The 23,207-nt window shown below is 33.3% G+C and carries 29 protein-coding genes; 10 read left to right on the plus strand and 19 right to left on the minus strand.

What is annotated here, in order from left to right:
• Window positions 1-5 precede the first annotated feature (5 nt).
• The 13 genes from spoIIIAG to COJ46_RS12455 all read right to left on the minus strand — a co-directional run bounded on the left by spoIIIAG (window position 6) and on the right by COJ46_RS12455 (window position 8,624).
• Window positions 6-698: a stage III sporulation protein AG gene (gene spoIIIAG / locus COJ46_RS12395; RefSeq protein WP_098565977.1), complete on the minus strand. Its 693-nt coding sequence runs from the start codon at window positions 696-698 to the stop codon at window positions 6-8.
• A gap of 6 nt (window positions 699-704) precedes the next feature.
• Window positions 705-1,322 (minus strand): stage III sporulation protein AF, encoded by a 618-nt coding sequence (gene spoIIIAF, locus COJ46_RS12400; RefSeq protein WP_098565978.1) that lies wholly within the window; start codon window positions 1,320-1,322, stop codon window positions 705-707.
• An 8-nt stretch (window positions 1,323-1,330) separates the two neighbouring features.
• Window positions 1,331-2,500, minus strand: coding sequence for a stage III sporulation protein AE (gene spoIIIAE, locus COJ46_RS12405; protein ID WP_097978561.1), 1,170 nt, complete (start codon window positions 2,498-2,500; stop codon window positions 1,331-1,333).
• Between the two features lie 21 nt (window positions 2,501-2,521).
• Window positions 2,522-2,911: a stage III sporulation protein AD gene (spoIIIAD, locus tag COJ46_RS12410; protein ID WP_069034314.1), complete on the minus strand. Its 390-nt coding sequence runs from the start codon at window positions 2,909-2,911 to the stop codon at window positions 2,522-2,524.
• A 26-nt stretch (window positions 2,912-2,937) separates the two neighbouring features.
• Window positions 2,938-3,141 carry a stage III sporulation protein AC gene (spoIIIAC, locus tag COJ46_RS12415; protein ID WP_088072847.1) on the minus strand — a complete coding sequence of 68 codons (204 nt, stop codon included), beginning with the start codon at window positions 3,139-3,141 and terminating at the stop codon, window positions 2,938-2,940.
• Window positions 3,142-3,153: 12 nt separating this feature from the next.
• Window positions 3,154-3,666, minus strand: coding sequence for a stage III sporulation protein SpoIIIAB (gene spoIIIAB / locus COJ46_RS12420; RefSeq protein WP_025672205.1), 513 nt, complete (start codon window positions 3,664-3,666; stop codon window positions 3,154-3,156).
• On the minus strand, window positions 3,667-4,587 hold the full coding sequence (gene spoIIIAA, locus COJ46_RS12425; protein ID WP_097978560.1) for a stage III sporulation protein AA: 921 nt from the start codon (window positions 4,585-4,587) through the stop codon (window positions 3,667-3,669).
• A gap of 16 nt (window positions 4,588-4,603) precedes the next feature.
• Complete coding sequence (locus COJ46_RS12430; protein WP_025672203.1) at window positions 4,604-4,885, minus strand: YqhV family protein; 282 nt, start codon at window positions 4,883-4,885, stop codon at window positions 4,604-4,606.
• 245 nt (window positions 4,886-5,130) lie between these two features.
• On the minus strand, window positions 5,131-5,619 hold the full coding sequence (locus COJ46_RS12435) for a DUF456 domain-containing protein (RefSeq protein WP_097978559.1): 489 nt from the start codon (window positions 5,617-5,619) through the stop codon (window positions 5,131-5,133).
• Between the two features lie 78 nt (window positions 5,620-5,697).
• Window positions 5,698-6,261, minus strand: a complete 564-nt coding sequence (efp, locus tag COJ46_RS12440) for an elongation factor P (protein WP_056475139.1) — start codon at window positions 6,259-6,261, stop codon at window positions 5,698-5,700.
• A gap of 149 nt (window positions 6,262-6,410) precedes the next feature.
• Window positions 6,411-7,472: a M24 family metallopeptidase gene (locus COJ46_RS12445; protein ID WP_097978558.1), complete on the minus strand. Its 1,062-nt coding sequence runs from the start codon at window positions 7,470-7,472 to the stop codon at window positions 6,411-6,413.
• The gene (gene aroQ / locus COJ46_RS12450) at window positions 7,459-7,917 is read right to left on the minus strand and encodes a type II 3-dehydroquinate dehydratase (protein WP_097978557.1); all 459 of its coding nucleotides are present in this window, start codon (window positions 7,915-7,917) and stop codon (window positions 7,459-7,461) included. The genes COJ46_RS12445 and aroQ overlap by 14 nt, the downstream gene beginning before the upstream one ends.
• A gap of 89 nt (window positions 7,918-8,006) precedes the next feature.
• Window positions 8,007-8,624 carry a YqhR family membrane protein gene (locus COJ46_RS12455; RefSeq protein WP_097978556.1) on the minus strand — a complete coding sequence of 206 codons (618 nt, stop codon included), beginning with the start codon at window positions 8,622-8,624 and terminating at the stop codon, window positions 8,007-8,009.
• Window positions 8,625-8,830: 206 nt separating this feature from the next.
• Between COJ46_RS12455 and COJ46_RS12460 the strand changes: the two genes are divergently transcribed.
• Together COJ46_RS12460 and COJ46_RS12465 are read left to right on the plus strand one after the other, a co-directional pair.
• The gene (locus tag COJ46_RS12460) at window positions 8,831-9,760 is read left to right on the plus strand and encodes a DUF1385 domain-containing protein (protein ID WP_097978555.1); all 930 of its coding nucleotides are present in this window, start codon (window positions 8,831-8,833) and stop codon (window positions 9,758-9,760) included.
• A 110-nt stretch (window positions 9,761-9,870) separates the two neighbouring features.
• Window positions 9,871-10,266, plus strand: coding sequence for an SA1362 family protein (locus COJ46_RS12465; RefSeq protein ID WP_097978554.1), 396 nt, complete (start codon window positions 9,871-9,873; stop codon window positions 10,264-10,266).
• Window positions 10,267-10,356: 90 nt separating this feature from the next.
• On the opposite strand, the gene mntR is transcribed toward COJ46_RS12465, so the two are convergent.
• From mntR to COJ46_RS12480, 3 genes are all read right to left on the minus strand, one after another.
• On the minus strand, window positions 10,357-10,794 hold the full coding sequence (gene mntR / locus COJ46_RS12470; protein ID WP_097978553.1) for a transcriptional regulator MntR: 438 nt from the start codon (window positions 10,792-10,794) through the stop codon (window positions 10,357-10,359).
• 181 nt (window positions 10,795-10,975) lie between these two features.
• Window positions 10,976-12,001: a spore photoproduct lyase gene (gene splB / locus COJ46_RS12475; RefSeq protein ID WP_098428810.1), complete on the minus strand. Its 1,026-nt coding sequence runs from the start codon at window positions 11,999-12,001 to the stop codon at window positions 10,976-10,978.
• Between the two features lie 267 nt (window positions 12,002-12,268).
• Window positions 12,269-13,102 carry a lipoate--protein ligase family protein gene (locus COJ46_RS12480; RefSeq protein WP_097978551.1) on the minus strand — a complete coding sequence of 278 codons (834 nt, stop codon included), beginning with the start codon at window positions 13,100-13,102 and terminating at the stop codon, window positions 12,269-12,271.
• A 175-nt stretch (window positions 13,103-13,277) separates the two neighbouring features.
• Between COJ46_RS12480 and COJ46_RS12485 the strand changes: the two genes are divergently transcribed.
• Complete coding sequence (locus tag COJ46_RS12485; protein ID WP_082459617.1) at window positions 13,278-13,601, plus strand: rhodanese-like domain-containing protein; 324 nt, start codon at window positions 13,278-13,280, stop codon at window positions 13,599-13,601.
• A 91-nt stretch (window positions 13,602-13,692) separates the two neighbouring features.
• Here COJ46_RS12485 and COJ46_RS12490 read toward each other — a convergent pair whose 3' ends face one another.
• The 3 genes from COJ46_RS12490 to COJ46_RS12500 form a co-directional block, all read right to left on the minus strand.
• Window positions 13,693-14,328: a peptidylprolyl isomerase gene (locus tag COJ46_RS12490; protein ID WP_097978550.1), complete on the minus strand. Its 636-nt coding sequence runs from the start codon at window positions 14,326-14,328 to the stop codon at window positions 13,693-13,695.
• Between the two features lie 158 nt (window positions 14,329-14,486).
• On the minus strand, window positions 14,487-16,718 hold the full coding sequence (locus tag COJ46_RS12495) for an MMPL family transporter (protein ID WP_098565979.1): 2,232 nt from the start codon (window positions 16,716-16,718) through the stop codon (window positions 14,487-14,489).
• A gap of 237 nt (window positions 16,719-16,955) precedes the next feature.
• A complete protein-coding gene (locus tag COJ46_RS12500) occupies window positions 16,956-17,381 on the minus strand; it encodes a divergent PAP2 family protein (protein WP_286133646.1) in 426 nt (141 codons plus the stop codon).
• A 316-nt stretch (window positions 17,382-17,697) separates the two neighbouring features.
• On the opposite strand from COJ46_RS12500, the gene COJ46_RS12505 reads away from it, so the two are divergent.
• From COJ46_RS12505 to cobA, 7 genes are all read left to right on the plus strand, one after another.
• Window positions 17,698-17,841, plus strand: coding sequence for a YezD family protein (locus COJ46_RS12505; protein WP_097978548.1), 144 nt, complete (start codon window positions 17,698-17,700; stop codon window positions 17,839-17,841).
• A gap of 123 nt (window positions 17,842-17,964) precedes the next feature.
• A complete protein-coding gene (locus COJ46_RS12510; RefSeq protein ID WP_097978547.1) occupies window positions 17,965-18,666 on the plus strand; it encodes a phosphoadenylyl-sulfate reductase in 702 nt (233 codons plus the stop codon).
• Window positions 18,667-18,745: 79 nt separating this feature from the next.
• Window positions 18,746-19,897 (plus strand): sulfate adenylyltransferase, encoded by a 1,152-nt coding sequence (gene sat, locus COJ46_RS12515; RefSeq protein ID WP_098565980.1) that lies wholly within the window; start codon window positions 18,746-18,748, stop codon window positions 19,895-19,897.
• A 12-nt stretch (window positions 19,898-19,909) separates the two neighbouring features.
• Entirely contained in the window at window positions 19,910-20,506 is a 597-nt protein-coding gene (gene cysC / locus COJ46_RS12520) for an adenylyl-sulfate kinase (protein WP_097978545.1), read from the plus strand.
• Between the two features lie 11 nt (window positions 20,507-20,517).
• Entirely contained in the window at window positions 20,518-22,140 is a 1,623-nt protein-coding gene (locus COJ46_RS12525; RefSeq protein ID WP_097978544.1) for a nitrite/sulfite reductase, read from the plus strand.
• Window positions 22,141-22,156: 16 nt separating this feature from the next.
• Window positions 22,157-22,375, plus strand: a complete 219-nt coding sequence (locus tag COJ46_RS12530; RefSeq protein WP_097978543.1) for a DUF3906 family protein — start codon at window positions 22,157-22,159, stop codon at window positions 22,373-22,375.
• Between the two features lie 16 nt (window positions 22,376-22,391).
• Window positions 22,392-23,177, plus strand: coding sequence for a uroporphyrinogen-III C-methyltransferase (cobA, locus tag COJ46_RS12535; protein WP_141437835.1), 786 nt, complete (start codon window positions 22,392-22,394; stop codon window positions 23,175-23,177).
• Window positions 23,178-23,207 lie beyond the last annotated feature (30 nt).

The raw sequence follows: 23,207 nt of genomic DNA on the forward strand, positions 1-23,207 counted from the left end.
TCCTCTTATTTTTTTGGTTGTACAGAGACACGATAGCTTGGTACATCAAGTAATCGTGTTACAGCTTCTCGAATCATTTGCTTTACTTCAAGGTTTTCTGCGCCTTTAGCAATAACGAGTACACCTCTAATTCTTGGCATTTCAGTTTCGGCTATAACAGGTTCTTGTTTATCACCGTTATCAATAATGACTACTTGCTCTTCTTGTGATTGATCATCAATATTTCGTTTCCCACCTTGTTTATCTGTTTCCTCAGTTTCTTGAGAACGATTCGTTTTATTTGTTTGATAAACGTTCTTTCCACTACCTTCAAGATTTACTACTACTTTTACATTACTTACACCAGCCATATTATTTAATGTCTCTGTTAGCTGCTGCTCGTATTTTGTTTCATATTCTTCCATTTTGTTTGATGATGATTTTCCACCATCACTTCCAAGAGTCTCAACAGCTTGTTCATTATTTTTTGGTGTTCCACTCGTTTCTGTGGAAATAGGTGAAAGCATTGAATTCGTTTTTTGATTTGTATTAGCAAATAGACTGCTTGCAATCATCCAACAAACCCCGAGTCCCAGTAGAGCTAGTACATATTTTCTCGTCAGTTTAAATGGACTTTTTTCTTTGTCAGAAGAGGTTTTGTCATCGCCATTTCCTTTTAGAAAGTCTGCTAATTTTATTGGTGGAATCTTTTTCTTCATTTGTCATTACTCCCCTCCTTCCATCTTGACTTCGATTTGCTTGTCCTCAAGCTCCCATTTATTTGCTAAAAAAGTTTGTAACTCTTGTTGTTTAATTATTTCATCGGCTGTCTGAACTGGCTGATCGGTATTAATTGATACTTCTTGAACAGGTTCTACATTGCTTGTCTCATCTTTTTTAGCGCCAACGTAAACGATTACTTTAGAAAGATCCTGAGCTGTTTTGACTGTATTAACTCCATCTTTTACTTGTAAATCCACATTTGTAATGACCTGTTCAAATTCTTTTGTAAAGCTTTTTTCAACGTCCTTTTTCATTTGGACAGCCATTTGTTTTAATATATATGCACGTTCTGCTTCTTGTATTTCATTTTTCTTATTATTTATTTCATTTTTTATTTCGCCATTTGCTTCATACGTTTTAGACTGGTACCCAGCTAGCACTTCTTTTATATTTACTCTGAATAATTGAAAAATTGGTTGGAGCATCATGACAATTAATAATAGACTGGCTACAAATCGTACATATTTTGCTAAGCCGGTATTTGGAATTAACATCATAATGACGGTTGCAACTAATATATAGACGATAATATTTGAAACCCAGTGTATAAAGAATTCCATTTTTTCACCTACCTAAACATGACGACAATGTTTCCTGCCGCTATTATTAAAGTCATACTTAAGAAAAACATTAATGAAACAATTGATAAACAAACAAATAAATAAGTTACACTTTTTCCGATCGTATCAATCGTGCTAATGATATTTTTACTTCCAACTGGTTGTAAAATCGCCGCTGAGAATTTATAAATTAAAGCTAAAACTAATATTTTAATAGCTGGGAATACAACGATTGCTAATAAAGTAACTAAACCTACAATCCCAACTGTATTTTTTAATAATAAGGACGCACTAATAACTGTATCTGTAACGTCTGCAAAAACTTTACCAACAACCGGAACAAAATTACTTGTTACAAATTTAGCTGTTTTTACTGCTACCCCATCCGAAACGGCAGTCGTCAAACCTTGTACACTTAATACCCCTAAAAAAATAGTTAAAAAGATTCCTAGTACACCTACAGCAACATTTCTTATTAATGAAGCAAGTTTTGTCACCTTTAACTCATCATTTATAATGCTTACAATGCTTAAAATTGTAGATACAAGAATTAAAGGTAGTACAAAATACGTCACTAGTAATCCACTGGTGTGCATTAAAAAAATTAAGATTGGATGGAAAACGCCAACGGATATGACACCACCTGATGTCGCAATCAAAGCTAGTAAAATAGGTATTAGTGCTCGTAAAAAATCAATCATGACTGTAATTGCATCTTGGGTGGCCTGCGTGGCAACATAGAAACTATTTAATGCAAAAACGACTAATACTAGAAAAATCACATTATCAGCAATCTTACTAACCGTACTCTTCTCAAATGCATTTTGTAATGATTGGAGTAAAGAGCTAAAAATAACTAACATAATTAAGATTCCTAATATTTTCCCATTACTTAATAACTCAAAAAATATATATTTAGCAAATGCAATAAACCATTCTTGCAATGAAAATTTCTTTTCTCCCTTTATAAATTGGATAAAGTCCCCTTTTTGACTTTCTGGTAAAAAGCCACCATATTGATGAACAACTTCATCCCAATATTGTTGAACTTCATCGATCCCTAACTTTTGTATTTGTTCATTTACTATCTCAGCAGGTGGAGGAGAAGCTTGTACAATTCTTGGTACTAAAAAAAAGAGAGTAAAGAAAAGAAGAAAAACTTTCATCCTTTTTGACATAATGTCCTCCTTTCCTTACATCTAAGAAATTTTTGGTAAAAAACTTAAAATTGTTTCAATTAAAGCTGTTAAAATCGGTACTGCAAGAACCAAAATGAGTACTTTTCCCCCTAGTTCAATCTTGGAAGCAATTGCCCCTTGGCCTGCATCTTTCGTAATTTGAACGCCAAATTCAGCTATGTATGCGATCCCAATTATTTTTAATAAAGTTTCAACATACACATTTTTAATACTCGCTTGATTTGCTAGCTTTTGAATTTGATCTAATAAGAATTGCACCTTATCTAATAAAAATAAAAACAAAACACAGCTTATAAAAACAGTTATTGCTAAAGTAAAATTATTCATTTTAAATTGATTTAATAGAAGAATGACAAATGTCGCAGCTAAACCAATGCCAACAATTTGGATGATTTCCAAAGACTCTCACCCCTAATCTAATGAAATAGAAATACATCCCTAACTTTATTAAAAAGATCACCAGCTTTAGTGATCACTTGAAGAAATACGATAATGAATGCAGTTATAATCGTCCAAGTAGCAAACTCTTCCTGTCCGGCTTTCTTTAAGACGGCATGGATAATTGCAGCAATTACTCCAATCCCAGCTATCTGAAACATCAGTGCATAATTTGTAATCAATTTAAATTCCTCCTACAAGAGTAATATAACGATTAATATTCCACTTAAAACGCCTAACATTTTAGACATTCGTTCATAACTGCCCTGTGAATCGATTGCTTCTTGCTCTTCTCTTTCCAAATGTTTTAGTGCTAAAATGATTTGTTTTTGTTGTGAATATTTATCATGCATACCAATCGTCTCACCAAATTGTAGTAACACTTGTATGTCTGACTCTTTAATCGAGACAGTTTTTGCATATTTCATTAATGAATTTTCCCAAGCCTCTTTCGCTGATAATGCACTCGTTTCAAGTTGAATTGCAAAATCCTTTAAACAACTATTAATCGGTCCTTTCAATTGACTCGAAATTCTTCTAAACGCTTCTTGAAGTGGCAATTGACTATACATTACCTCTGCTTCAAGTGATTGGAGAGCCAACTTCCAGCCCCTTAATTCTTTTGTTCGTTCTGATAATCTACCGGCAAAATAAAATCCAAGCCAGCTTGTTGAAAAAATGATAATAAGTGCTCCAATCCACCTCATCTAAAGCACCGCCCTCGGATGAAATAAACTAGTGAAATCCTTATTTTTAATATCCGTAACAGTACCAGGTGACGGAAAATTTGAAATTTCAATAAATCGTTCAAATGTCCCATTTTGAAACAAAGGCAAAAGAGAAGGGCGTTTTCTAATTTCCTCAAGAGAATAGCCATGGACGGTTACTATTAATTGAACACCGGCAAAGATCGCTTCTAAAATTGCATCAACATCTTCCTTTTTTCCAATTTCGTCTACAAGAATGACATGAGGACTCATCGACCTTACAAGCATCATCATTCCTTCAGCCTTTGGACATGCATCTAATACATCTATTCTTTCACCAAATGTATATTGAGGAACCCCTTTAACTGAACCTGCTATCTCAGATCGCTCGTCAACTATGCCTACTTTCCCAGGCCTTATTCCCCTTATGGCATCGCCTTGACTCACTACTCTAGCAAAATCCCTAAGTAATGTTGTTTTCCCTGCTTGTGGCGGGCCAATCAGCATAGTGTTTTTCCATCTTCCTTCATAAACATACTTTACAAATGGACTAGCTATTCCTACTTTTTCTTTTGCAATCCGAAAATTATAAGAACTAATATCTCGAATCATTTTAACCATTCCATTTTCGGTTACAACGCGACCAGCTAACCCGACTCGATGCCCACCTTTAATTGTGATATAGCCTTTTTTCAATTCTTCCTCAATCGTATAAATTGAAAATTGACTTAACTTTCCAAGAATCTGCCCGCCTTCTTCTTCTGTTAGGATATAAGGTATAAAATTGGACTGATTATTAGAAATCACTTCAACTGGACGCCCAATTCTTAACCTTAATTCCTCGACTTGATGTAAGTCTCCATATGAACGCTGTAACTTTTCTTTAATTAATGTAGGTAATACGTTGAAAACCTCTTCCATAAAAGGTCACATCCTATCATTTAAAAACTGCCAACAATATTAAAAACACACCACAAACTACTAAAACTAATCGAATAGGATCCAATTTAGATGCAACCCCTATAATTCCAATAGCCATTGTTGAAATGAGAATTATAGGTCCGACAGTTGCCAAAACACTATTTACTGCCAAGGCTTTCTTAATGTCGTTTAAATACAAAATTGTAAAAGCAGCAATCAATTCTACACTTCCACCAAAAACTCTAAGCATTCCCATACTTAGAACAGCTCGATCCATTGAATCAATCCAATCCTTCATAGCTACACACCTTTTTTCATTCTTTTTTATTACTAATATGCTGAACATGTCCATTTCAGAAGACAAACATTAATTCGAAGGCACAAAAAAGAGAGAAGTCGTATAACTTCTCTCTTTAGACTTGCTTATGAATGGTTGGTGTGTATCTGAAAAAGTAAATATGAAATAACTTACTCATGACAGGCCGTAATAGTAATCACCATGACTATATCTTCATTGTCTAACGATAAGATTCTCAAACAAAATTAAAATATAATATAAACAAAAAAGATTATTACCATAATAACTTGCAATACCGCTTTTGCTAATGAACTACTAATAAAAGAGACAACTGTCGCCCATGCAGATTTTATTGACTCTTTCGTATTCTTCCCTTGTAATTTCTCAGCAATAAAAACAGATATGAATGGGACAATAATTAAGCCAAAGGGAGGAAAAACAAACGATCCAACGATTACAGCTAAACACCCTACTCTTTCACCAGTTTTTGTACTACCGTATTTTTTAAGAAAATATTTATTAGCTAGAATATCCGCTAGAAAAATAACAGCTGTAAAAATCAGCATAATAATCCAAAACGATATATTTAAATTAGTTTTATTAATACCAAAGTAATAAATTAAAAACCCTACCCATAATACTGGTACACCTGGAATTATTGGTTTGATTAGCGCAATAAACGCCAATGCAAAACAAATGATAATCAATGTCCAAAGAACTATTGATGTAACCATTTAATCACCCTTACTTATTTAAATTTGTTAATAAGAAAAAAGAGACACTTAAAATAAGTGCCTCCATTTTACATTTAATTAAGATTTTGCACGTGAAACGTAGCTAGCTTCAGTTGTGTTAATAATTAATACTTCGCCTTCATTAATGAAGATTGGTACTTGTACTACTAAACCAGTTTCCATTGTAGCTGGTTTTGTAACGTTAGAAGCAGTATCACCTTTAATACCTGGTTCAGTTTCAACTACTTTTAGATCAACAGTGTTTGGTAATTCAACACCTAAAATTTCACTTTCAAAAGTCATGATATAAACTTCCATATTTTCTTTAAGGAATTTTAATTCACGTTCAATATTTGCTTCTGGTAATTCAATTTGCTCATAAGACTCATTGTCCATGAATACATGTTGGTTACCATTAGCATATAAATATTGCATTTTACGGTTTTGAATATGTGCTTTTGCTACTTTCTCACCAGCACGGAATGTTTTTTCTTGTACAGCACCTGTACGTAGGTTACGAAGTTTTGAACGTACGAATGCAGCACCTTTACCTGGTTTAACGTGTTGGAAATCTATTACTTGCCAAAGTCCACCGTCAGTTTCAATTGTTAAACCTGTACGAAAATCATTTACTGAAATCATTAAATATCCTCCTAAAAAATGAAATGGTTCTATAAGTATGTATTGTGTAAAAAAGAACCATTTCTCTTACCATGAATTTCTTTTACAACTTTATATCATAAAGTAAAATACGCTTTTTGGGTAGTTCTAATTTCTAATCTAATGAAATCTTATAAAATGATTAGATTTTTTGGTGAAGACATTAAGTTTTCGTTACCACCAGTTTTAACGATTAAATCATCTTCTATACGAACTCCACCTAGATTTGGAATATAAATACCTGGTTCACAAGTTACGATCATATTTGGCTCTAATACTGTATCAGAACGGAATGATACGCCAGGTCCCTCATGAACTTCTAGACCAATACCATGGCCAGTTCCATGTCCATAATATTCTCCATAACCTTTTTCCGTAATATAATCACGAGTTAAAGCATCAGCTTCTTTACCTGTAATACCTGCTTTAATCCCATTAACACCACGTAATTGAGCTTCAAGAACGATATCATAAATTTTCTTCAAATCAGAATGAGGCTCACCTACAGAAACTGTTCTAGTCATATCTGACACATAACCTTTATAGTATGCACCAAAATCTAACGTTACAAAATCACCAGTTTCAATTACTTTTTCTGATGCTACACCGTGAGGAAGCGCAGAACGAGTACCAGAAGCTACGATTGTATCAAATGATGATGAAGTAGCACCTAATTTACGCATAAAAAATTCTAACTCATTCGATACTTCTAATTCAGTAACACCTGGACGGATAAATCCTAAAATATGATCAAAAGCAGATTCTGCAATTTTAGCAGCTTCTTTAATGATTGAAATCTCTGCATCCGTTTTAATTAAGCGTAATTTTTCAATTAATCCACTTACAGGAACTAATTCTGCTTTTCCTACTTTGCGGTATGAACCAAATTCTGTAAACGTAACATGATCTTGTTCAAATCCTAGTTTTGCTACGCCAAATTTCTCAGTTAAAGCTGCAACTTCAGCTGGGATTGAACCTTCATGTTTAACTATCTCATAACCTTCACATTGGCTAGTAGCTTGTTCAATATAGCGGAAATCAGTAATGAATAAAGCTTTGTCCTGTGTAATTAATGCAACACCAGCAGAACCTGTGAAGTTCGTCATGTAACGTCTGTTGTATGTACTAGTAACTAATAATGCGTCTAATCCTTTTTCTACTAAAGCTTCACGTAACTTTTTAATTTTTTCCATTGTTTCTCTCTCCCCTACTAATCTTTTTTAACGCACTTAACCCTAGATCATATCCATACACACCTAAACCAACGATTTGCCCTACAGTTACAGCTGCTAAAACTGAAGTATGTCGGAACTCTTCTCTTTTATGTATATTTGAAATGTGTACTTCAATAGTTGGCACGGTAATACTTGCAATTGCATCACGAATTGCATAACTATAATGAGTAAATGCGCCAGGATTAAACAGAATCCCATCATAGACTTTATTTGCCGCATGCAGTTGATCGATTAATTCACCTTCATGATTCGATTGAAAGCAATCAATCGTATCCCCATCTTCATGTGCAAGCGATGATAAATGATCCTCAATATCCTTTAATGTAGTTGAACCATAGATAGAAACTTCTCTCTGACCGAGCATATTTAGATTAGGTCCATTCAATAATAAAAACTTAGCCATTTTAAAAGTCTCCACCCATCATTTTTCGCATATTTATCCCAAATACACATATCTTGGAATACCCAAGGTTTATTTTATCATAGGCCAGACTATTTTGAATAGCCACGCAAATATGCCTTTTGCTCTTGAAATGCAAAAGAAACAGAATATGCAATAAAAGTTCCGTATAAAATGAATAAACAGATTGTAGTAACTGTCGTATCAGACGAGTAATCCTTAATTGCTTTTAAATCGAATGCTATTTTACCAAGAAGAATAAAAACAATAACCCATAGGAGTAATCCAAAAAATATACCTGGCAGAACTCCGTTAAATTTTCTACCGATAAAATAAAATATAAAAGCAATAATAATTGATATAATCCCAATACCAACTATAGAAATTAAGTTTTCAATATAACCATTTGCCCATTTTCCAAGTTTAATTCTTTCTAAAACAAAATTTGGACCAATTTGAGTAAAGTCAAAATAACTTAGTACTAACAAAACAGAAGACCAAAATATGCCACCAAAAAACCCAATACTTGCAATCTTATTAAAGTTCTTATTCCCTTTTGAATCACCATCGCCACCTTGGATTAGGTATTCATTTTGACTTTTACTCTGATTTTGATCTTGGTTTTGATTATTTTCTTGACCCTGCATATCCTTTTCTTGTTCTTGATCCTGATCTTGCTTTTTTTCTTGTTCTTTATCTTTTTCCTGCATTTAACATTTCCCTTTCCATACATTGCTAAATATCTCTGAGTATTATGTCCAACAAAGAAATTTTTAATGTGATTCCGATTTTTTATTAGAAAATTAAAAATATTATGATTATTATTTAGATTTTCCTACTTCTTACTTGCACCATTATTATGCTTACATTTACAATAGATAGTAATAGATAAAAAACAAGTTTAGGTTGGTGCAACATGAGAGAGAAAAATAAAGCAGTTTATGGGGGTCAAGCAATCGTAGAGGGCGTAATGTTTGGTGGCAAAACACATACAGTCTCTGCTATCCGCAGGACAAATGAAGAAATTCAATATTATGAAGAACCGATACATATAAATCGGACAATGCAAAAATTAAAGAAAATTCCTTTAGTCCGTGGTGTAGTCGCGATTATACAAGCAAGTATTAATGGATCCAAGCATTTAAATTACTCAACTGAAAGATACGGAATTGATCCAAAAGATGATGAGAAAATTGCCATTGAGCGTGAAAAACAAAAAGGTACGCTTGCAACTTATCTCGGACTCTCATTACTAGCCGTTTTATCATTTTTAGTTGGAAAAGTTATTTTTACACTTGTACCAGTACTACTAGCAGCAACACTGAAACCAATATTTGAAACCGATTTTCAACAAGTCGTAATAGAAAGTATCTTAAAACTAGGTTTTTTATTAATTTATATTTACTTAGTTTCATTGACTCCATTTATAAAAAGAGTGTTTATGTATCACGGTGCCGAGCATAAAGTGATTAATGCATATGAAAACAATATTCCTTTAACGATTGAAGGAGTCCAATCACAATCTCGACTTCATTATCGTTGTGGAAGCAGCTTTATCCTATTTACTGTAATTGTTGGTATGTTCATATACTTCTTAGTTCCAACAAGCCCACTATGGTTAAGAATTGTCGATCGACTTTTATTAATTCCAGTCGTTATAGGTGTTTCGTTCGAAGTTCTTCAATTAACAAATAAAGTTCGAAATATTCCTATATTAAGATGGGTAGGTTACCCTGGATTATGGCTTCAATTATTAACAACTAAAGAACCATCTGATGATCAAGTTGAAGTTTCAATCGCTTCATTTAACCGACTTTTAGAAGTGGAAAAAAATAACAATAAATAATTGACAGAATTTTATAAAAAATATCAACTTATTGGATAAAATGTAATAAACTATAAGAAACAATATTTTTCTAATACATTATCTACTCTTCACCATAGGAGGTGCTTAAAGTGAATCAAAAAGTGTACACATCAATATTTTATGGAATAATAGCATTAGCACTTTTTGGCTTAATTGCTCAGTTGATAAACGATCCAGCAAAATTATTACAACGATTTTTGTTTATTGGATTAATCCTTTTAATTATTTATTTTATTTATAGAGTTTTTTCATCTTCAAACAGTCAAAGAAGCCATCAAGACTCCTATCGTAAGGCTGCAAAACAAACTATAAAAAAATATAACACTCAAAAATCTAGCTCGTTTAAAAAATCGATTAACAAATCAAAGCCCACTTCAAGAAAAAGTACCTCCACGCCTTTGTTAAAAAAACGATCAAAGGATGCAAGTCACTTAACTGTGATTGAGGGTGAAAAGGGCAAAAAGAAAGACCGTGCTTCCTACTAAGCACGGTCTTTCTTTTTGGACAATTTAATCAATCTAAAGACCATTAATTTGAAAGTAAAAGACTGTGCTCTATTTCGAAACACAGTCTTCTTATTTTTTTGAATTCGATTGCTCTTCATTCGATTTTTGAATATATTTTAATGCTTCAATTCGATTTTTATCTTCTTCAAAGAATTGTACAAGTTCTCCTATTCGATCAATCGCTTCCCAACTCATATGATGTTCCATTCCTTCAACATCTTGATAAATTAAGTTTTCATCCACACCAATAATTCTTAAGAATTGCTCAAGTAATACATGACGATAGACAAGTTTTTTTCCCATTTTTTTACCTTTTTCGGTTAGGATTAACCCTCTATATTTTTCATAAATTAAGTAATCGTCTTTATCTAGTTTTTGCACCATTTTGGTTACTGACGATGGGTGTACTGATAATGCTTCAGCAATATCAGATACACGAGCATACCCTTTATCTTCAATTAAAAGGTAAATTTGTTCAATATAATCTTCCATACTAGGTGTGGGCATGTTCTTCCTCCAATACACTCATTCAAACTTTATTCCGTTACAATAAGCATCAATAAAATGATACAACACATAAACCAAAAGTGCAATTAACATGAACACATTTAAATGATAATAGATCTTCATTCTGTATAAGAGTATGATGAAAATAATAAGAGTGTACCTAGAAAATAGATACACTTCATTATGTAAAATATTGAATTTCTCCATTTGGAAAATACTTTTTTATATAACCCGAAATGGTCTCTTCAATTGAAGCAGCCTCTTCCTTTTGATAAACATATTTTCCAATTCCATATTTACCCCATTTATATTTCCTTTTCTCTTCATCCATTTCAAGTTTAGTATTAGGATACCTCTCTAAAATCACCTTTTTGGCAGGCTTAGTAAACCGATGCTGTATAAGCTCAAATGTCATCTTCTCATTTGCCAATTCACCTAATGCATCCTTTAATCGAATAAAAAGCTCCTCATAGCCCTCTTCCCAATCTTCATGCATATAAATCGGTGCAACAATAAACCCAAATGGATATCCTGCATATGCAACTTTTTTCGCGGCTTCTATTCTCTCATCAAATGAACCAGTTCCGGGTTCGAAGTTTTTGATAACATACCTAGAATTTATACTGAATCTGAATGTTGTTTTTCCATTATGTTTTGCATCAAGTAAATGATCTACATGTGGAAATTTCGTTACAAATCGTAAACGACCGTATTCTGTTTCACCAATAAATTCAATCGTTTTCTTTAGAGAATGTGTTAAATAATCTATGCCAACTATATCAGAAGTACACGCAGCCTCAAACCGTGTAATCTCAGGCTCGCGTTCCTTTATATATTTCTGGGCTTGCTCAAAAATATCCTCTAAATTTACATATACCCGAATATAAGGCTTGGAACCAAGCGTTGTTTGTAAGTAGCAATAATGACAATGCCCCATACAGCCAGTAGCAAGAGGAATTGCATATTCCGCTGAAGGTTTAGATGTTTCAAACTTTAGAGTCTTACGCAACCCGACTACTAAAGTAGACTTAGCGATCCGGTATTTTTCCACATCATTTTCACCAGGTAAATTTCGAATTTGATTATGGGATGTTGTTTCTCTTATTTCTAAACCCATCTGCTCAAATTTCTCCTTTAATTCCTTTCCTAACGGATACTCTAAAGCTTGGGGCTCGAAATAAACAAGCTTTGGTATAAAAGGCTTCATATAATCTACTCCTTCTCCACTTTTTTGTTTAGTATTAACCACGATAATAATTAAAACAGTGGAAAAGGTAGGAAGTTTCTCTTGTGAATTTTAATTGCACTTTGACCATTTTTATTTGCACTTCTAATTTTTTTGCACTCTCACCTCATTTATTTGCACCTTTACTTCTTTTATTTGCACTTCTACAATTATCCTAATTTATTCACTTCTCTCCCCCAAAACTCAATGCAAAAAAAAAAGAAAGCCAAAAAGGCTTTCAATAAAAAACTACTTACGTAAATTCCATTCCTCAGTACCATATTTAGTAGCAGCTAAATCCTGTACTTCCTTCTCTTGAGCCTCTGTTAATTCATAAGATACTAACTCGATATCTAAGCCAATTTCGAAGCCTTTTTCAAATGCTTCATACAGGTCAGCCATTGTTTTAGGTGTAGAACTTTCTGCATTGATCCAAGTTGCACGATCTAAGAATCGTTTTTTCATTCTCTCTCTCACAGCGTCTGAAGAGAAAATATATAAGTCATATAACATATCAACATCAATATTTAAAGGAATTGAACCGTGCTGAAGAATTGAGCCCTTTTGTCTCGTTTGAGCACTTCCAGCAATTTTTTTATCATTTACAACTACTTCATACCATGATGGCGCATCAAAACAAACGGCACTTGCTGGGTTTTTTAATTCATTTTTTTCTTCAGCAGTTTTTGGTACAGAAAAAGAAGCATCTAAACCAAGTAGCTTGTACCCTTCTAAAATCCCCATTGAAATCACTCGATATGCTTCTGTAACAGATACTGGCATATTTGGGTAGCTTTCTGGGACAATTACGCTATAAGTTAATTCATCGTGATGAAGCACGCTTCTTCCACCGGTTTGGCGTCTTACGAAATCACCATTGTATTTTTTTAATGCTTCTAAGCTTATTTCTTGGTTTTTTTGGAAATATCCGATTGTTACAGTAGGATTTTCCCATTCATAGAAACGCAGTGTTGGAAGAAAACCTTCTTCACTTTGCCACTTGATTAAGCATTCATCAAGAGCCATATTATAGCTACCTGATTTTACTCCGCTATTAATAAAATACCACTTTGTCTTTGTCATGTTGAAAATCTCCTCATTTTTCGATAAATTTTTACTTTTTTAATGAAAGTTTCTTGCACAATCCTACTAGAGAATTATAATAAGATAAGTAGGTAATTGAAAGGTGTTGAAAAATTTGAGTCAGTTTTTACCAATAATTTTTGTCGTACTAGGTATCATTGTATACTCAACAGTTATGTATTTCTACCAAAAACGTTTAATTAAAACGTTAAGTGAGGAAGAATTTCGTGCTGGCTACCGTAAAGCTCAGCTAATTGACTTACGTGATCAAGAAGATTTTAAGAACGGCCATATATTAGGTGCTCGTAATATTCCGTTCGCACAATTAAAAACGCGTTCAAAAGAAATTCGTAAAGATCAGGCAGTCTATTTATATGATCAAATGGGCGTTCGTCCAGGACAAGCTGCACGTATTTTACGTAAACAAGGTGTAACAGAACTTTACCAACTTAAAGGCGGCTACAAACTTTGGTCTGGTAAAATTAAAAAAGGTTTATAATCCATTTAATAATGAAAAAACTACTTCATTTTTTTGAAGTAGTTTTTTTAGTTTTATGTAGAAGTCATTAAAACCAAGCTCAAGGACGATTTTATTCTTTATGAGTTTTTGGTTTAGCGTATTTCTCGCCTTTTGTATCTACCTTTATCGACTCGATGATTACTGGAGTAACAGGTTTTTCCATTGAATCCACTTCAACTGCGTCAATTTTCTTAACAATATCGATTCCTTCTGTCACTTTACCAAATGAAGCATATTGCCCATCTAGGTCAGGTGTATCGTTTGCCATTATGAAAAATTGACTTCCAGCACTATTTGGATCACCAGTTCGTGCCATAGATAGTACACCTGTTGTATGTTTCAAGTTATTTTTAAAACCGTTTGATGTAAATTCTCCATCAATTGCATATCCTGGGCCACCGCCACCAGTTCCCTTAGGATCGCCACCTTGAATTACGAAGTCTCTAACAACTCGATGGAATGTTAATCCATTATAAAAGCCTTTGTTTGCTAGTGATATAAAATTATCTACTGTATTTGGTGCAATATTAGGATATAATTCAGCTTTAATGACACCGTAATCCTTTACCTTTATTGTTGCAATTGGTAATTTCCCATGTTTTTTACCATTTGCAGATTTTTCATTATTGTTACCACATGCTGCTAATAAGCTGATTGTTAATACAAGACAGCTTATTAAAATTGCCCTTATTGATCTTTTTAACATTTTTACTACTCCTCCTCTTTCATTTTTAGTTTACCAAATTTGACCATGTATTTTCTATAGTTTCGAAAAATTGGGAATTTTTACACAGACCAAGTTAGTTCACTTAAATAAAAAACTGCTACTCAAATATGAAATGAATAACAGTTTCTTTAATTGATTTATCCAACTCGTTTAGAGGGTTCATCGATTTTATTTTTTGTAAATGGAAACCACCAATTCCATTTTCCAAATAACTGCATTAAGCTAGGAACTAAAACTAAACGAACGATTGTAGCATCCAAGAAAATGGCTATAGCAATCCCAATTCCCATCTGTTTAACAGGTACCATATCAGTAAAAGCAAATGCCCCTGTAATAACAATCATAATGGATGCCGCTGATGTGATAATACGGCTCGTCGATACTAACCCTTCTCTTGTTGAATAAGTATTATCTCCCGATTCATAGTATAGCTCTTGCATTTTCGACATTAAAAATACTTCATAGTCCATACTTAAACCGAAAACTAATCCAAAGACAAACACTGGCAAAATCAACATGATATCAGATTGAGGTAAGCCAAAATTACCACCTTGGAATAGCCAAGTAATGATTCCAAACGTTGCACTTAAAGATAATACATTCATTAAGATCGCTTTGATTGGAATGATAATGGACCTAAATGCAATCATTAATATGATAAAAGTACTAACCATGATTACAAGTAAACCGTATACAATATTATCTGTAATTTCATCAAATAATTCTTGTTCAAATTTCACTTGACCACCTATAGTATAGTCAAGTCCTTCAATTTTCCCATTGTATTTATCTTCAAAATCTCTTACCCATTGCTTCCCTTTTTCTGATTTTGGATCAGAATTCAAGAATACTTGAATATAAGTTTTATTCTTTTTAATATAGGCATCAATCGCAGGCTGAATTTTTGATGCGTTTGGAGATTTTAAAGCAGGTATTAATTGCTGAGCGTTTAAATTAACTGCATTCAACACACTTTTAACTTCATAAACATTTTTGTCATCTTCAAGCTTTTTCTGTATTTTATCTAATGCATTTACATTATTTTGCTTTAAAAAGTCCGTATTAGATTCTAGTACAATTGAGATTGTTCCATGTTTTTGAGCTTCCGGAAGAAAAGCTTTTTGATATTTTTCATAATTAATTCTCGACGTTGCATCCTTTGGTAATGCATCAATTGTAGGGATATTTAAGTGCACATCCCTAATTGGAATGACGAAAAGACCTAAAATGATTAATGATGTTAGTGCCATGATGATTGGTCTTTTCATAACGAAATTTGCAAATTTTCTCCAAACTGCTTGTTGTTGGTCTTGGCTTCGATTCGCAATGGATTTTAACGTACCTTTATTAATATTTTTACCAAGAGCTGAAAGGACTGCTGGTAAAAGAGTTAAAGATAAAAATAAACTAACTAATACAACAACTGCACCACTTATTGCGACACTTCTAAATAAATCAATATTTATGAAGTACAGAGCTGATAACCCTATAAATACGCAAATACCAGAAAAAATAATCGCTCTACCTGCAGTTGCAAACGTTATACTAATTGCTTCTTTCACTGTTGAATGGTTCTGTAATTCAGTCTTATAACGGCTTACGAATAATAAGGCAAAATCGATTGATAATGCTAAGCCAATCATCGGTGCAACATTTAAGACAAAGATTGATAAGTCAACATGCTTACCTATAAAGAATAAAATTCCAAATGTACTTAAAATACTTATCATACCGATTATAATTGGAATTGCAGATGCAACTAAACTTCCAAATGCAAAAAATAGGACGATAAACGCAATCGGTACACCGATCATCTCTGCTTTCTTTAAGTCTTCTTGACTAGTTTTATTCATTACATCACTAATGATTGTAAATCCAGTTGTCCCTACCTTTACAGTATCATTTGAAAAAGACTCTACTTTTTTTGCAAATTTATTGTTTAGATCAACAAGCTTATCGTGATCCTTCTCATTATATAAAAGAGATAAGTAGGCAATATTATCTTTTTTCATACCCGGATTTATTAGAGGATGATGAAATTGTTTTATATTCTTTTCCTTTTGAACTTCCTTCACAATCCGTTCAATATCAGATTGGAAATCGACGCTTGTGGCACCCTTTTTTCGCTCGAGAATAATGATGAGTGAATCTGGCGATTGTTCAAATTCTTTTTCTAGCACATTCTTAGCTTTTTCATACTCTCCAGGTGTCCTAAAACCATCTCCATCTAAAATGCCAGGTAAATGCTTCGAATAAATACCTAGAATGATTGAAAATATAGCTAAAATTGCAATAACAATATACCGGAATTGATAAATCGATCGACCCACCTTTTTCCAAGCACTATTTTCACTTACTGTACTTTTCATTCTTCCACTCCTTATTTACATATCCTACCAATATCTTATCAAACTGATGTAAATTCGCCTATTGATTTATATTTTGAGTCAGAAAATAGAGAAAGAAAACTCTCTCGATTAAAGTCTTAAAGCGAAGACGCAGAGGGTAGTTGCCACCCCGTCGTAAAGCCTACTCGTTGCCATTGATCTTTTATCAATGTGTAAAAAAACGCCCATAATATAAATCTAATGATTTATATTAGAGCGTTAAAATTTTGAAACTATGATGGCAATGATGATTCCAATTAATGCTCCAACAACAACTTCATATGAAGTATGACCTACTAGTTCATTTAATGCTTTATAATTTTTAATTCTTCCATGAAAAAAATCATTTAATAACTTTGCATGTTTACTAACTGCCAATCTTACACCTGAAGCATCATACATAATAATCGTCGCAAAAATTGCTGAGATTGCGAAAGTAACATTTCCAAAACCTTCTGTTAATCCAACACTTAATGCTAATCCAGTAACTGTCGAGGAATGTGAACTTGGCATACCACCTGAAGCAAAAAACTTAGATATATCAAATTCTTTTTCTTTAAATAAATGGATAATGACCTTTAAAAACTGCGCAATAAACCACGCTATAATAGCTGAAATTAATGGCTCGTTATGATGAATTGTCAAAAGGAACCTCCTTTAGGTGTAACTAATTGTTATTCCATTATTATCTTTCTTAAATAATTGTATATTCATTAATAGCTTATAAGAACAAAATTATTTTTGTTAAATATTAAAATGTAAAACAGATTTACTTTTGTACCAATATTAGTATGTTTTTTACTTATTATTTTTATTTAATAGTTGACAAATAATGGAGAACTTCAATCACATAATACAAGATTATGAAATATATAAATTTTTAATAAATTATCATTTTTGAAATTGACAATTCATATAATTCTGATAGACTTAGTTGTAATTAAATTCTAGGAGGAAGCTCATGAGCCAAACCAACGACTTAACACCCATCATTGAGGTCGTGGAATCATTACTTAATGGTTTAAGATTTGGAACAATCACATTAGTCGTTCAAGATGGGAGAATTATTCAAGTAGAAAAACAAGAAAAAATACGATTAAAGTAAATAGGGTTCCTGCTGACTAGAAAACCTAGAGGCAGCTCAAGTCTACGTATGAAAAATGTAGATTTGAGCTGCCTTTTCTTTTTAGGATAACTTGGCTTCTTATGTCAATTGGAGGAAAAGAAAATGAGATTTGAAAATTGGAATGAGAAAAGTATACCTGACTTTTCGATTGATAATGAAACAAAAGGTGCACTTGAAGTACTCGAATGGGCTTACAAAACCTATGGTGATGATCTAGTTTATGCTTGTAGCTTTGGAGTTGAGGGAATCTTATTAATTGATTTAATTTCAAAAGTAAAACCTGATGCAAAGGTTGTTTTCTTAGAGACCGGCCTACATTTCAAGGAAACTTATGAATTAATAGACCGCGTGCAAGCTAAATATCCAAGCTTACAAATAGAAAAGAAAACGCCAAGTCTAACTTTAGAAGAGCAAGCTAGTATTCATGGAGATGAGTTATGGAAGCGTGAACCAAATAAGTGCTGTAATATTCGCAAAATCTTACCACTTCAAGAAGCTCTAAAAGGTGCTCCAGCCTGGGTGTCAGGCTTAAGAAGGGAACAATCTCCTTCAAGACAAAAAACAGAATTTCTTAATCTTGATAATAAGTTCAGTTCAATTAAAATTTGCCCCTTAATCCATTGGACTTGGAAGGAAGTTTGGCGATATGTATATTACAAAAATCTCCCATACAATCCATTACACGATATAGGGTACCCAAGTATTGGTTGCGAGGTATGTACATTACCCGCTTCAAATTCTTCAGATAGCCGATCTGGTCGTTGGTCTGGTTCACAGAAAACTGAATGTGGATTACATGATTAGTTGTCTATATTAGATGCTAAAAAATGAAAGTTTATTCTTACTAACTATTAAAATAGGAAATTTTAAGGAGTGTTTAGAAATGAGTTTACCCCCACATGGCGGAGTCTTAATTAATCGATTTAATCCAGAAGTTACTGTTAAGGATGGTTTGAAGGAAATTCCTTTAGATTTAATTGCGTTAAGTGATCTAGAGTTAATTGGAAATGGAGCTTATAGTCCCCTAACTGGTTATTTAGGAAAGGATGATTATGAGCAAGTCGTAAGCACAATGAGATTAAAAGACGGGACTGTATGGAGTATTCCAATTACCCTTCCTGTGAGTGGACAAATAGCTAGCAATCTAAAACTAGGAGAACAAGTTAAACTAACTTTTGAAAATAATGTGTATGGATTGTTAAAGATTGATGATATTTATACACCTAACAAATTACTTGAGGCACAGTTTGTTTATGGTACTACTGACACAAACCACCCTGGAGTAGCAAAAATGTATTCCCGTGGTGATGTTTATTTAGGTGGCGAAGTAACTATTATTAGACAAATTAATCGTCCTCAATTTACTGAACATTATTTAAGTCCAAAAGAAACGAGAGAAAAATTTGCATCATTAAATTGGAAGAAAATAGTTGGGTTTCAAACTCGTAATCCAGTTCATCGTGCCCATGAATATATTCAGAAAACCGCACTAGAAATTGTAGATGGTTTGTTCTTAAACCCATTAGTTGGAGAGACAAAATCGGACGATATTCCTGCAGAAGTCCGAATGAAAAGCTATAAAGTCTTACTTCAAAACTATTATCCTACAGATCGAGTATTTTTAGCCGTATTCCCTGCCGCTATGCGATATGCGGGACCGAGAGAAGCTGTGTTCCATTCGATTGTTAGAAAAAATTATGGCTGCACACATTTTATTGTTGGGCGTGATCATGCTGGCGTTGGCAATTACTACGGAACTTATGATGCACAAAAAATCTTTCAAAATTTTTCGCAAGATGAATTAGCAATCTCTCTCCTATTCTTTGAAAATAGTTTCTATTGCACAAAGTGCGAGAATATGGCATCAACCAAAACATGCCCGCATGGTAGCGAGCATCACGTAACTTTATCAGGTACGAAGGTTCGTGAAATGCTAAAAAAAGGTGAACTTCCTCCTTCTGCTTTTAGTAGAAAAGAAGTTGTTGAAGTACTAATTGAAGGTTTAAAAGAACCTGAATCAATTTCTGTAGAATAGGAGAAAAGTTGAATGTCTAAAAATATAGTTTGGCATCAAGCTAGTATTTCAAAAGAAGACCGTCGTCAAAAAAACAATCACCACAGCTGTATTTTATGGTTTACTGGTTTATCTGCTTCAGGTAAATCGACGATTGCTAACGAGATAGCAAAAGCTTTATACCATCTTAATGTTCAACAATACGTATTAGATGGTGATAATATTCGTCACGGCTTAAACAAAGATCTAGGTTTCACTGATTTTGACAGAACCGAAAACATAAGACGAATTGGTGAAGTAGCAAAACTTTTTGTTGATAACGGGCAAATTGTCTTAACGGCTTTTATCTCCCCTTTTATTGCTGATCGAAATATCGTTCGGTCATTAGTCGAACAAGACGAGTTTATTGAAGTTTACGTAGAATGCCCCGTTGAAACTTGTGAGAGTAGAGATCCGAAAGGACTTTATAAAAAAGCAAAAAATGGAGAAATTCAAAACTTTACGGGGATCAGCTCTCCGTATGAGGCACCAATAAATCCAGAAATTACATTAAATACTGATAAGCAATCCGTACAAGAATGTGTTGAAACAATACTTCAATTTTTAAAGAGTAAAAATTATATTGGGTAAGGTGATGTTCGATGGCATTTGAAAAAATTTGGAAAGACAATCTTAAGCTAAATGAAACTGAAAAAAAGAAACTCGTTAAAGATGGACTTAAAATTTATGATGACATCCCCTACTATGCTGAAAATGGGTTTGAATCAATTCCAAAAGATCAATGGGATTTATTCAAGTGGGCTGGATGCTATTTACAAAAACCAAAGGAAGCCGGATATTTTATGATGCGAGTTAATGTTCCGTCTGGCATATTAACAAATGAACAGCTTATAACATTAGCAGAAATCGCTCGTGATTATGGTCGAGATGTATATGATATTACAACCCGACAAGCGATCCAATTTCATTGGTTAACAATTGATCAAATACCAGATATTTTCACTCGTTTAGAAAAAGTTGGGCTATCTAGCGCTGGTGCATGTGGTGATATTACACGTAATATCGTAGGAAATCCACTTGCAGGGATCGATCCGAATGAATTATTTGATACTACACCAATCGTAAAGGAAATTTATGAATTCTTTCAGTTTAATGAAGAGTTCTCCAATCTGCCTAGAAAATATAAAATGTCGATCAGTACTAATAAAAATAATGCATCAAATGCAGAAATTAACTGCATTTCATTTATTCCGGCTATTAAAGAAATTGACGGCAAAGAAACTTCTGGTTTCCATTTAAAAGTTGGTGGTGGGCTTTCTTCCGCTCCACATTTAGCTCAAGAACTAGATGTTTTCTTGTTACCACATCAAGTGAAGGAAATTGCAATCGCCGTTACTACAATCTTTAGAGATTATGGGTACCGTGAGAAACGCCATCACTCTCGTTTAAAGTTTTTAGTCGCTGATTGGGGCGTTGAAAAGTTTAAAGAAGTTTTAGAAGGATATACAGGTAAGCTATTAACAAAAGGAACTGGCTTTGAAGAGTCATGGAATGCAGGATATTTTTATGGAGTTCATCCACAAAAGCAAGAAGGACTAAATTATGTTGGATTAAGTATACCTGTTGGAAGATTGCATTCTAAGGAAGTTTTTGAGTTAGCTAGAATTGTTAAAAAATACGGTAATGGTGAAATACGTAATTGTAATTCACAAAATTTAATTTTGCCAAATATTCCAGCAGAAAATATTGATGAATTATTGAAAGAACCAATACTTGAAAAATTCACGCCAATACCGCCAAAATTTATTGGTTACTCTGTTGCTTGTACCGGAAATGAATACTGCAATTTAGCTTTAGTCGAAACGAAGGCTCGTATGAAGGATACCGCTTCTTATTTAGATGAAAAAATTAATTTAGATGTACCTGTAAGAATTCATATGGTTGGTTGCCCTAACTCTTGTGGTCAAAGAGCAATTGCTGATATAGGACTTCAAGGAATTAAGGCTCGTAATGAGAAAAAAGAATTAGTAGAGGCTTTTGAAATCTATGTAGGTGGAACATTAGCCAACGGTGGTAAATTAAATGAAAAATTAAAAGGGAAGGTTGAATCCCCTGCCCTTCACCTAGTATTAGAAAAATTCTTGCAGCACTTTAGCGAAAATAAACTACCTTCAGAAACCTTTTTAGATTATGTTTCAAGAGTTGGAATTGAAGAATTACAAACCTATTTAACTTCCATTCTTGAAACTGTCAATGCATCTTAAAGAAAGTCGGTGACCTATGTTTTTATATCGATTTGAGGCAACAATCGAAAGCCGTATCGTTCCTATTGTTATATTAGCAAGTGATGATGAAAAAGCATTTAAACTAGTTGATACAGAACTTGAAAAGTTTTATGTTAAGAAACCGGACGTTAAAGAACTACTGATGTATGAAAAAAAGAAAGTTAGTCAAAGTGGTGGATTTGTTTTAGATTTAGAAGTTTTAAGTAAACGATGATGATGAGGTGTGTGGAATGATTGGAAAAGTTTATTTAGTTGGTGCTGGACCAGGAGATGTTGATCTAATTACTGTAAAAGGACTAAAGTGCATTCAAAATGCAGATGTCATTATATATGACCGACTAGTTAATAAGGAACTATTAGAGTATGCAAAAGAATCCGTCGAATTAATATACGCTGGTAAACTCCCAAACTACCATGCATTAAAACAAGAAACAATAAATGCTTTCTTAGTGAAGTATGCAAAAAAAGGAAAAAACGTAGTTCGATTAAAAGGTGGAGATCCTTTCATTTTTGGTCGTGGTGGGGAAGAAGCAACTTATCTTGTAGAACGTGGTGTCTCCTTTGAAATCGTTCCTGGCATTACATCAGGTATAGCAGCTCCAGCTTATGCTGGTATACCTGTCACACATCGTGATTATAGTAGTTCCTTTGCTTTTGTAACAGGTCATTGCAAAGAAGAGGATACCGTTAAATGGGCCTCTTTAGCAAAAGGCATTGACACACTAGCAATTTATATGGGAGTTAATAACTTACCGTATATTCGTCACCAACTAATTTCAAATGGAAAACATCAAGACACACCCGTTGCCCTGATTCACTATGGTACTACTGAACAACAGCGAACTGTCATTAGTACATTAAAAAATGTAATAACAGACGTTGAAAAAGAAAAAATAACCAATCCTAGTATGATTATCGTAGGAGAAGTCGTTAAATTACACCATCAATTACAATGGTTTGAGACTAACTATAACGTGATCACTGAACAGAAAAACATTAATTATTCTAGTCTATAAATTCTCCCTAAAAATGGAATGAGGTGCTTT

The organism is Bacillus sp. AFS077874 (assembly GCF_002566505.1).
GTDB lineage: Bacteria > Bacillota > Bacilli > Bacillales > Bacillaceae_G > Gottfriedia.

Coding starts and splice junctions, on each gene's coding strand:
- spoIIIAG (WP_098565977.1), bottom strand. CDS start 698: ATGAAGAAAAAGATTCCACCAATAAAATTAGCAGACTTTCTAAAAGGA.
- spoIIIAF (WP_098565978.1), bottom strand. CDS start 1,322: ATGGAATTCTTTATACACTGGGTTTCAAATATTATCGTCTATATATTA.
- spoIIIAE (WP_097978561.1), bottom strand. CDS start 2,500: ATGTCAAAAAGGATGAAAGTTTTTCTTCTTTTCTTTACTCTCTTTTTT.
- spoIIIAB (WP_025672205.1), bottom strand. CDS start 3,666: ATGAGGTGGATTGGAGCACTTATTATCATTTTTTCAACAAGCTGGCTT.
- spoIIIAA (WP_097978560.1), bottom strand. CDS start 4,587: ATGGAAGAGGTTTTCAACGTATTACCTACATTAATTAAAGAAAAGTTA.
- COJ46_RS12430 (WP_025672203.1), bottom strand. CDS start 4,885: ATGAAGGATTGGATTGATTCAATGGATCGAGCTGTTCTAAGTATGGGA.
- COJ46_RS12435 (WP_097978559.1), bottom strand. CDS start 5,619: ATGGTTACATCAATAGTTCTTTGGACATTGATTATCATTTGTTTTGCA.
- efp (WP_056475139.1), bottom strand. CDS start 6,261: ATGATTTCAGTAAATGATTTTCGTACAGGTTTAACAATTGAAACTGAC.
- COJ46_RS12445 (WP_097978558.1), bottom strand. CDS start 7,472: ATGGAAAAAATTAAAAAGTTACGTGAAGCTTTAGTAGAAAAAGGATTA.
- aroQ (WP_097978557.1), bottom strand. CDS start 7,917: ATGGCTAAGTTTTTATTATTGAATGGACCTAATCTAAATATGCTCGGT.
- COJ46_RS12455 (WP_097978556.1), bottom strand. CDS start 8,624: ATGCAGGAAAAAGATAAAGAACAAGAAAAAAAGCAAGATCAGGATCAA.
- COJ46_RS12460 (WP_097978555.1), top strand. CDS start 8,831: ATGAGAGAGAAAAATAAAGCAGTTTATGGGGGTCAAGCAATCGTAGAG.
- mntR (WP_097978553.1), bottom strand. CDS start 10,794: ATGCCCACACCTAGTATGGAAGATTATATTGAACAAATTTACCTTTTA.
- splB (WP_098428810.1), bottom strand. CDS start 12,001: ATGAAGCCTTTTATACCAAAGCTTGTTTATTTCGAGCCCCAAGCTTTA.
- COJ46_RS12480 (WP_097978551.1), bottom strand. CDS start 13,102: ATGACAAAGACAAAGTGGTATTTTATTAATAGCGGAGTAAAATCAGGT.
- COJ46_RS12485 (WP_082459617.1), top strand. CDS start 13,278: ATGTATTTCTACCAAAAACGTTTAATTAAAACGTTAAGTGAGGAAGAA.
- COJ46_RS12490 (WP_097978550.1), bottom strand. CDS start 14,328: ATGTTAAAAAGATCAATAAGGGCAATTTTAATAAGCTGTCTTGTATTA.
- COJ46_RS12495 (WP_098565979.1), bottom strand. CDS start 16,718: ATGAAAAGTACAGTAAGTGAAAATAGTGCTTGGAAAAAGGTGGGTCGA.
- COJ46_RS12505 (WP_097978548.1), top strand. CDS start 17,698: ATGAGCCAAACCAACGACTTAACACCCATCATTGAGGTCGTGGAATCA.
- COJ46_RS12510 (WP_097978547.1), top strand. CDS start 17,965: ATGAGATTTGAAAATTGGAATGAGAAAAGTATACCTGACTTTTCGATT.
- sat (WP_098565980.1), top strand. CDS start 18,746: ATGAGTTTACCCCCACATGGCGGAGTCTTAATTAATCGATTTAATCCA.
- cysC (WP_097978545.1), top strand. CDS start 19,910: ATGTCTAAAAATATAGTTTGGCATCAAGCTAGTATTTCAAAAGAAGAC.
- COJ46_RS12525 (WP_097978544.1), top strand. CDS start 20,518: ATGGCATTTGAAAAAATTTGGAAAGACAATCTTAAGCTAAATGAAACT.
- COJ46_RS12530 (WP_097978543.1), top strand. CDS start 22,157: ATGTTTTTATATCGATTTGAGGCAACAATCGAAAGCCGTATCGTTCCT.
- cobA (WP_141437835.1), top strand. CDS start 22,392: ATGATTGGAAAAGTTTATTTAGTTGGTGCTGGACCAGGAGATGTTGAT.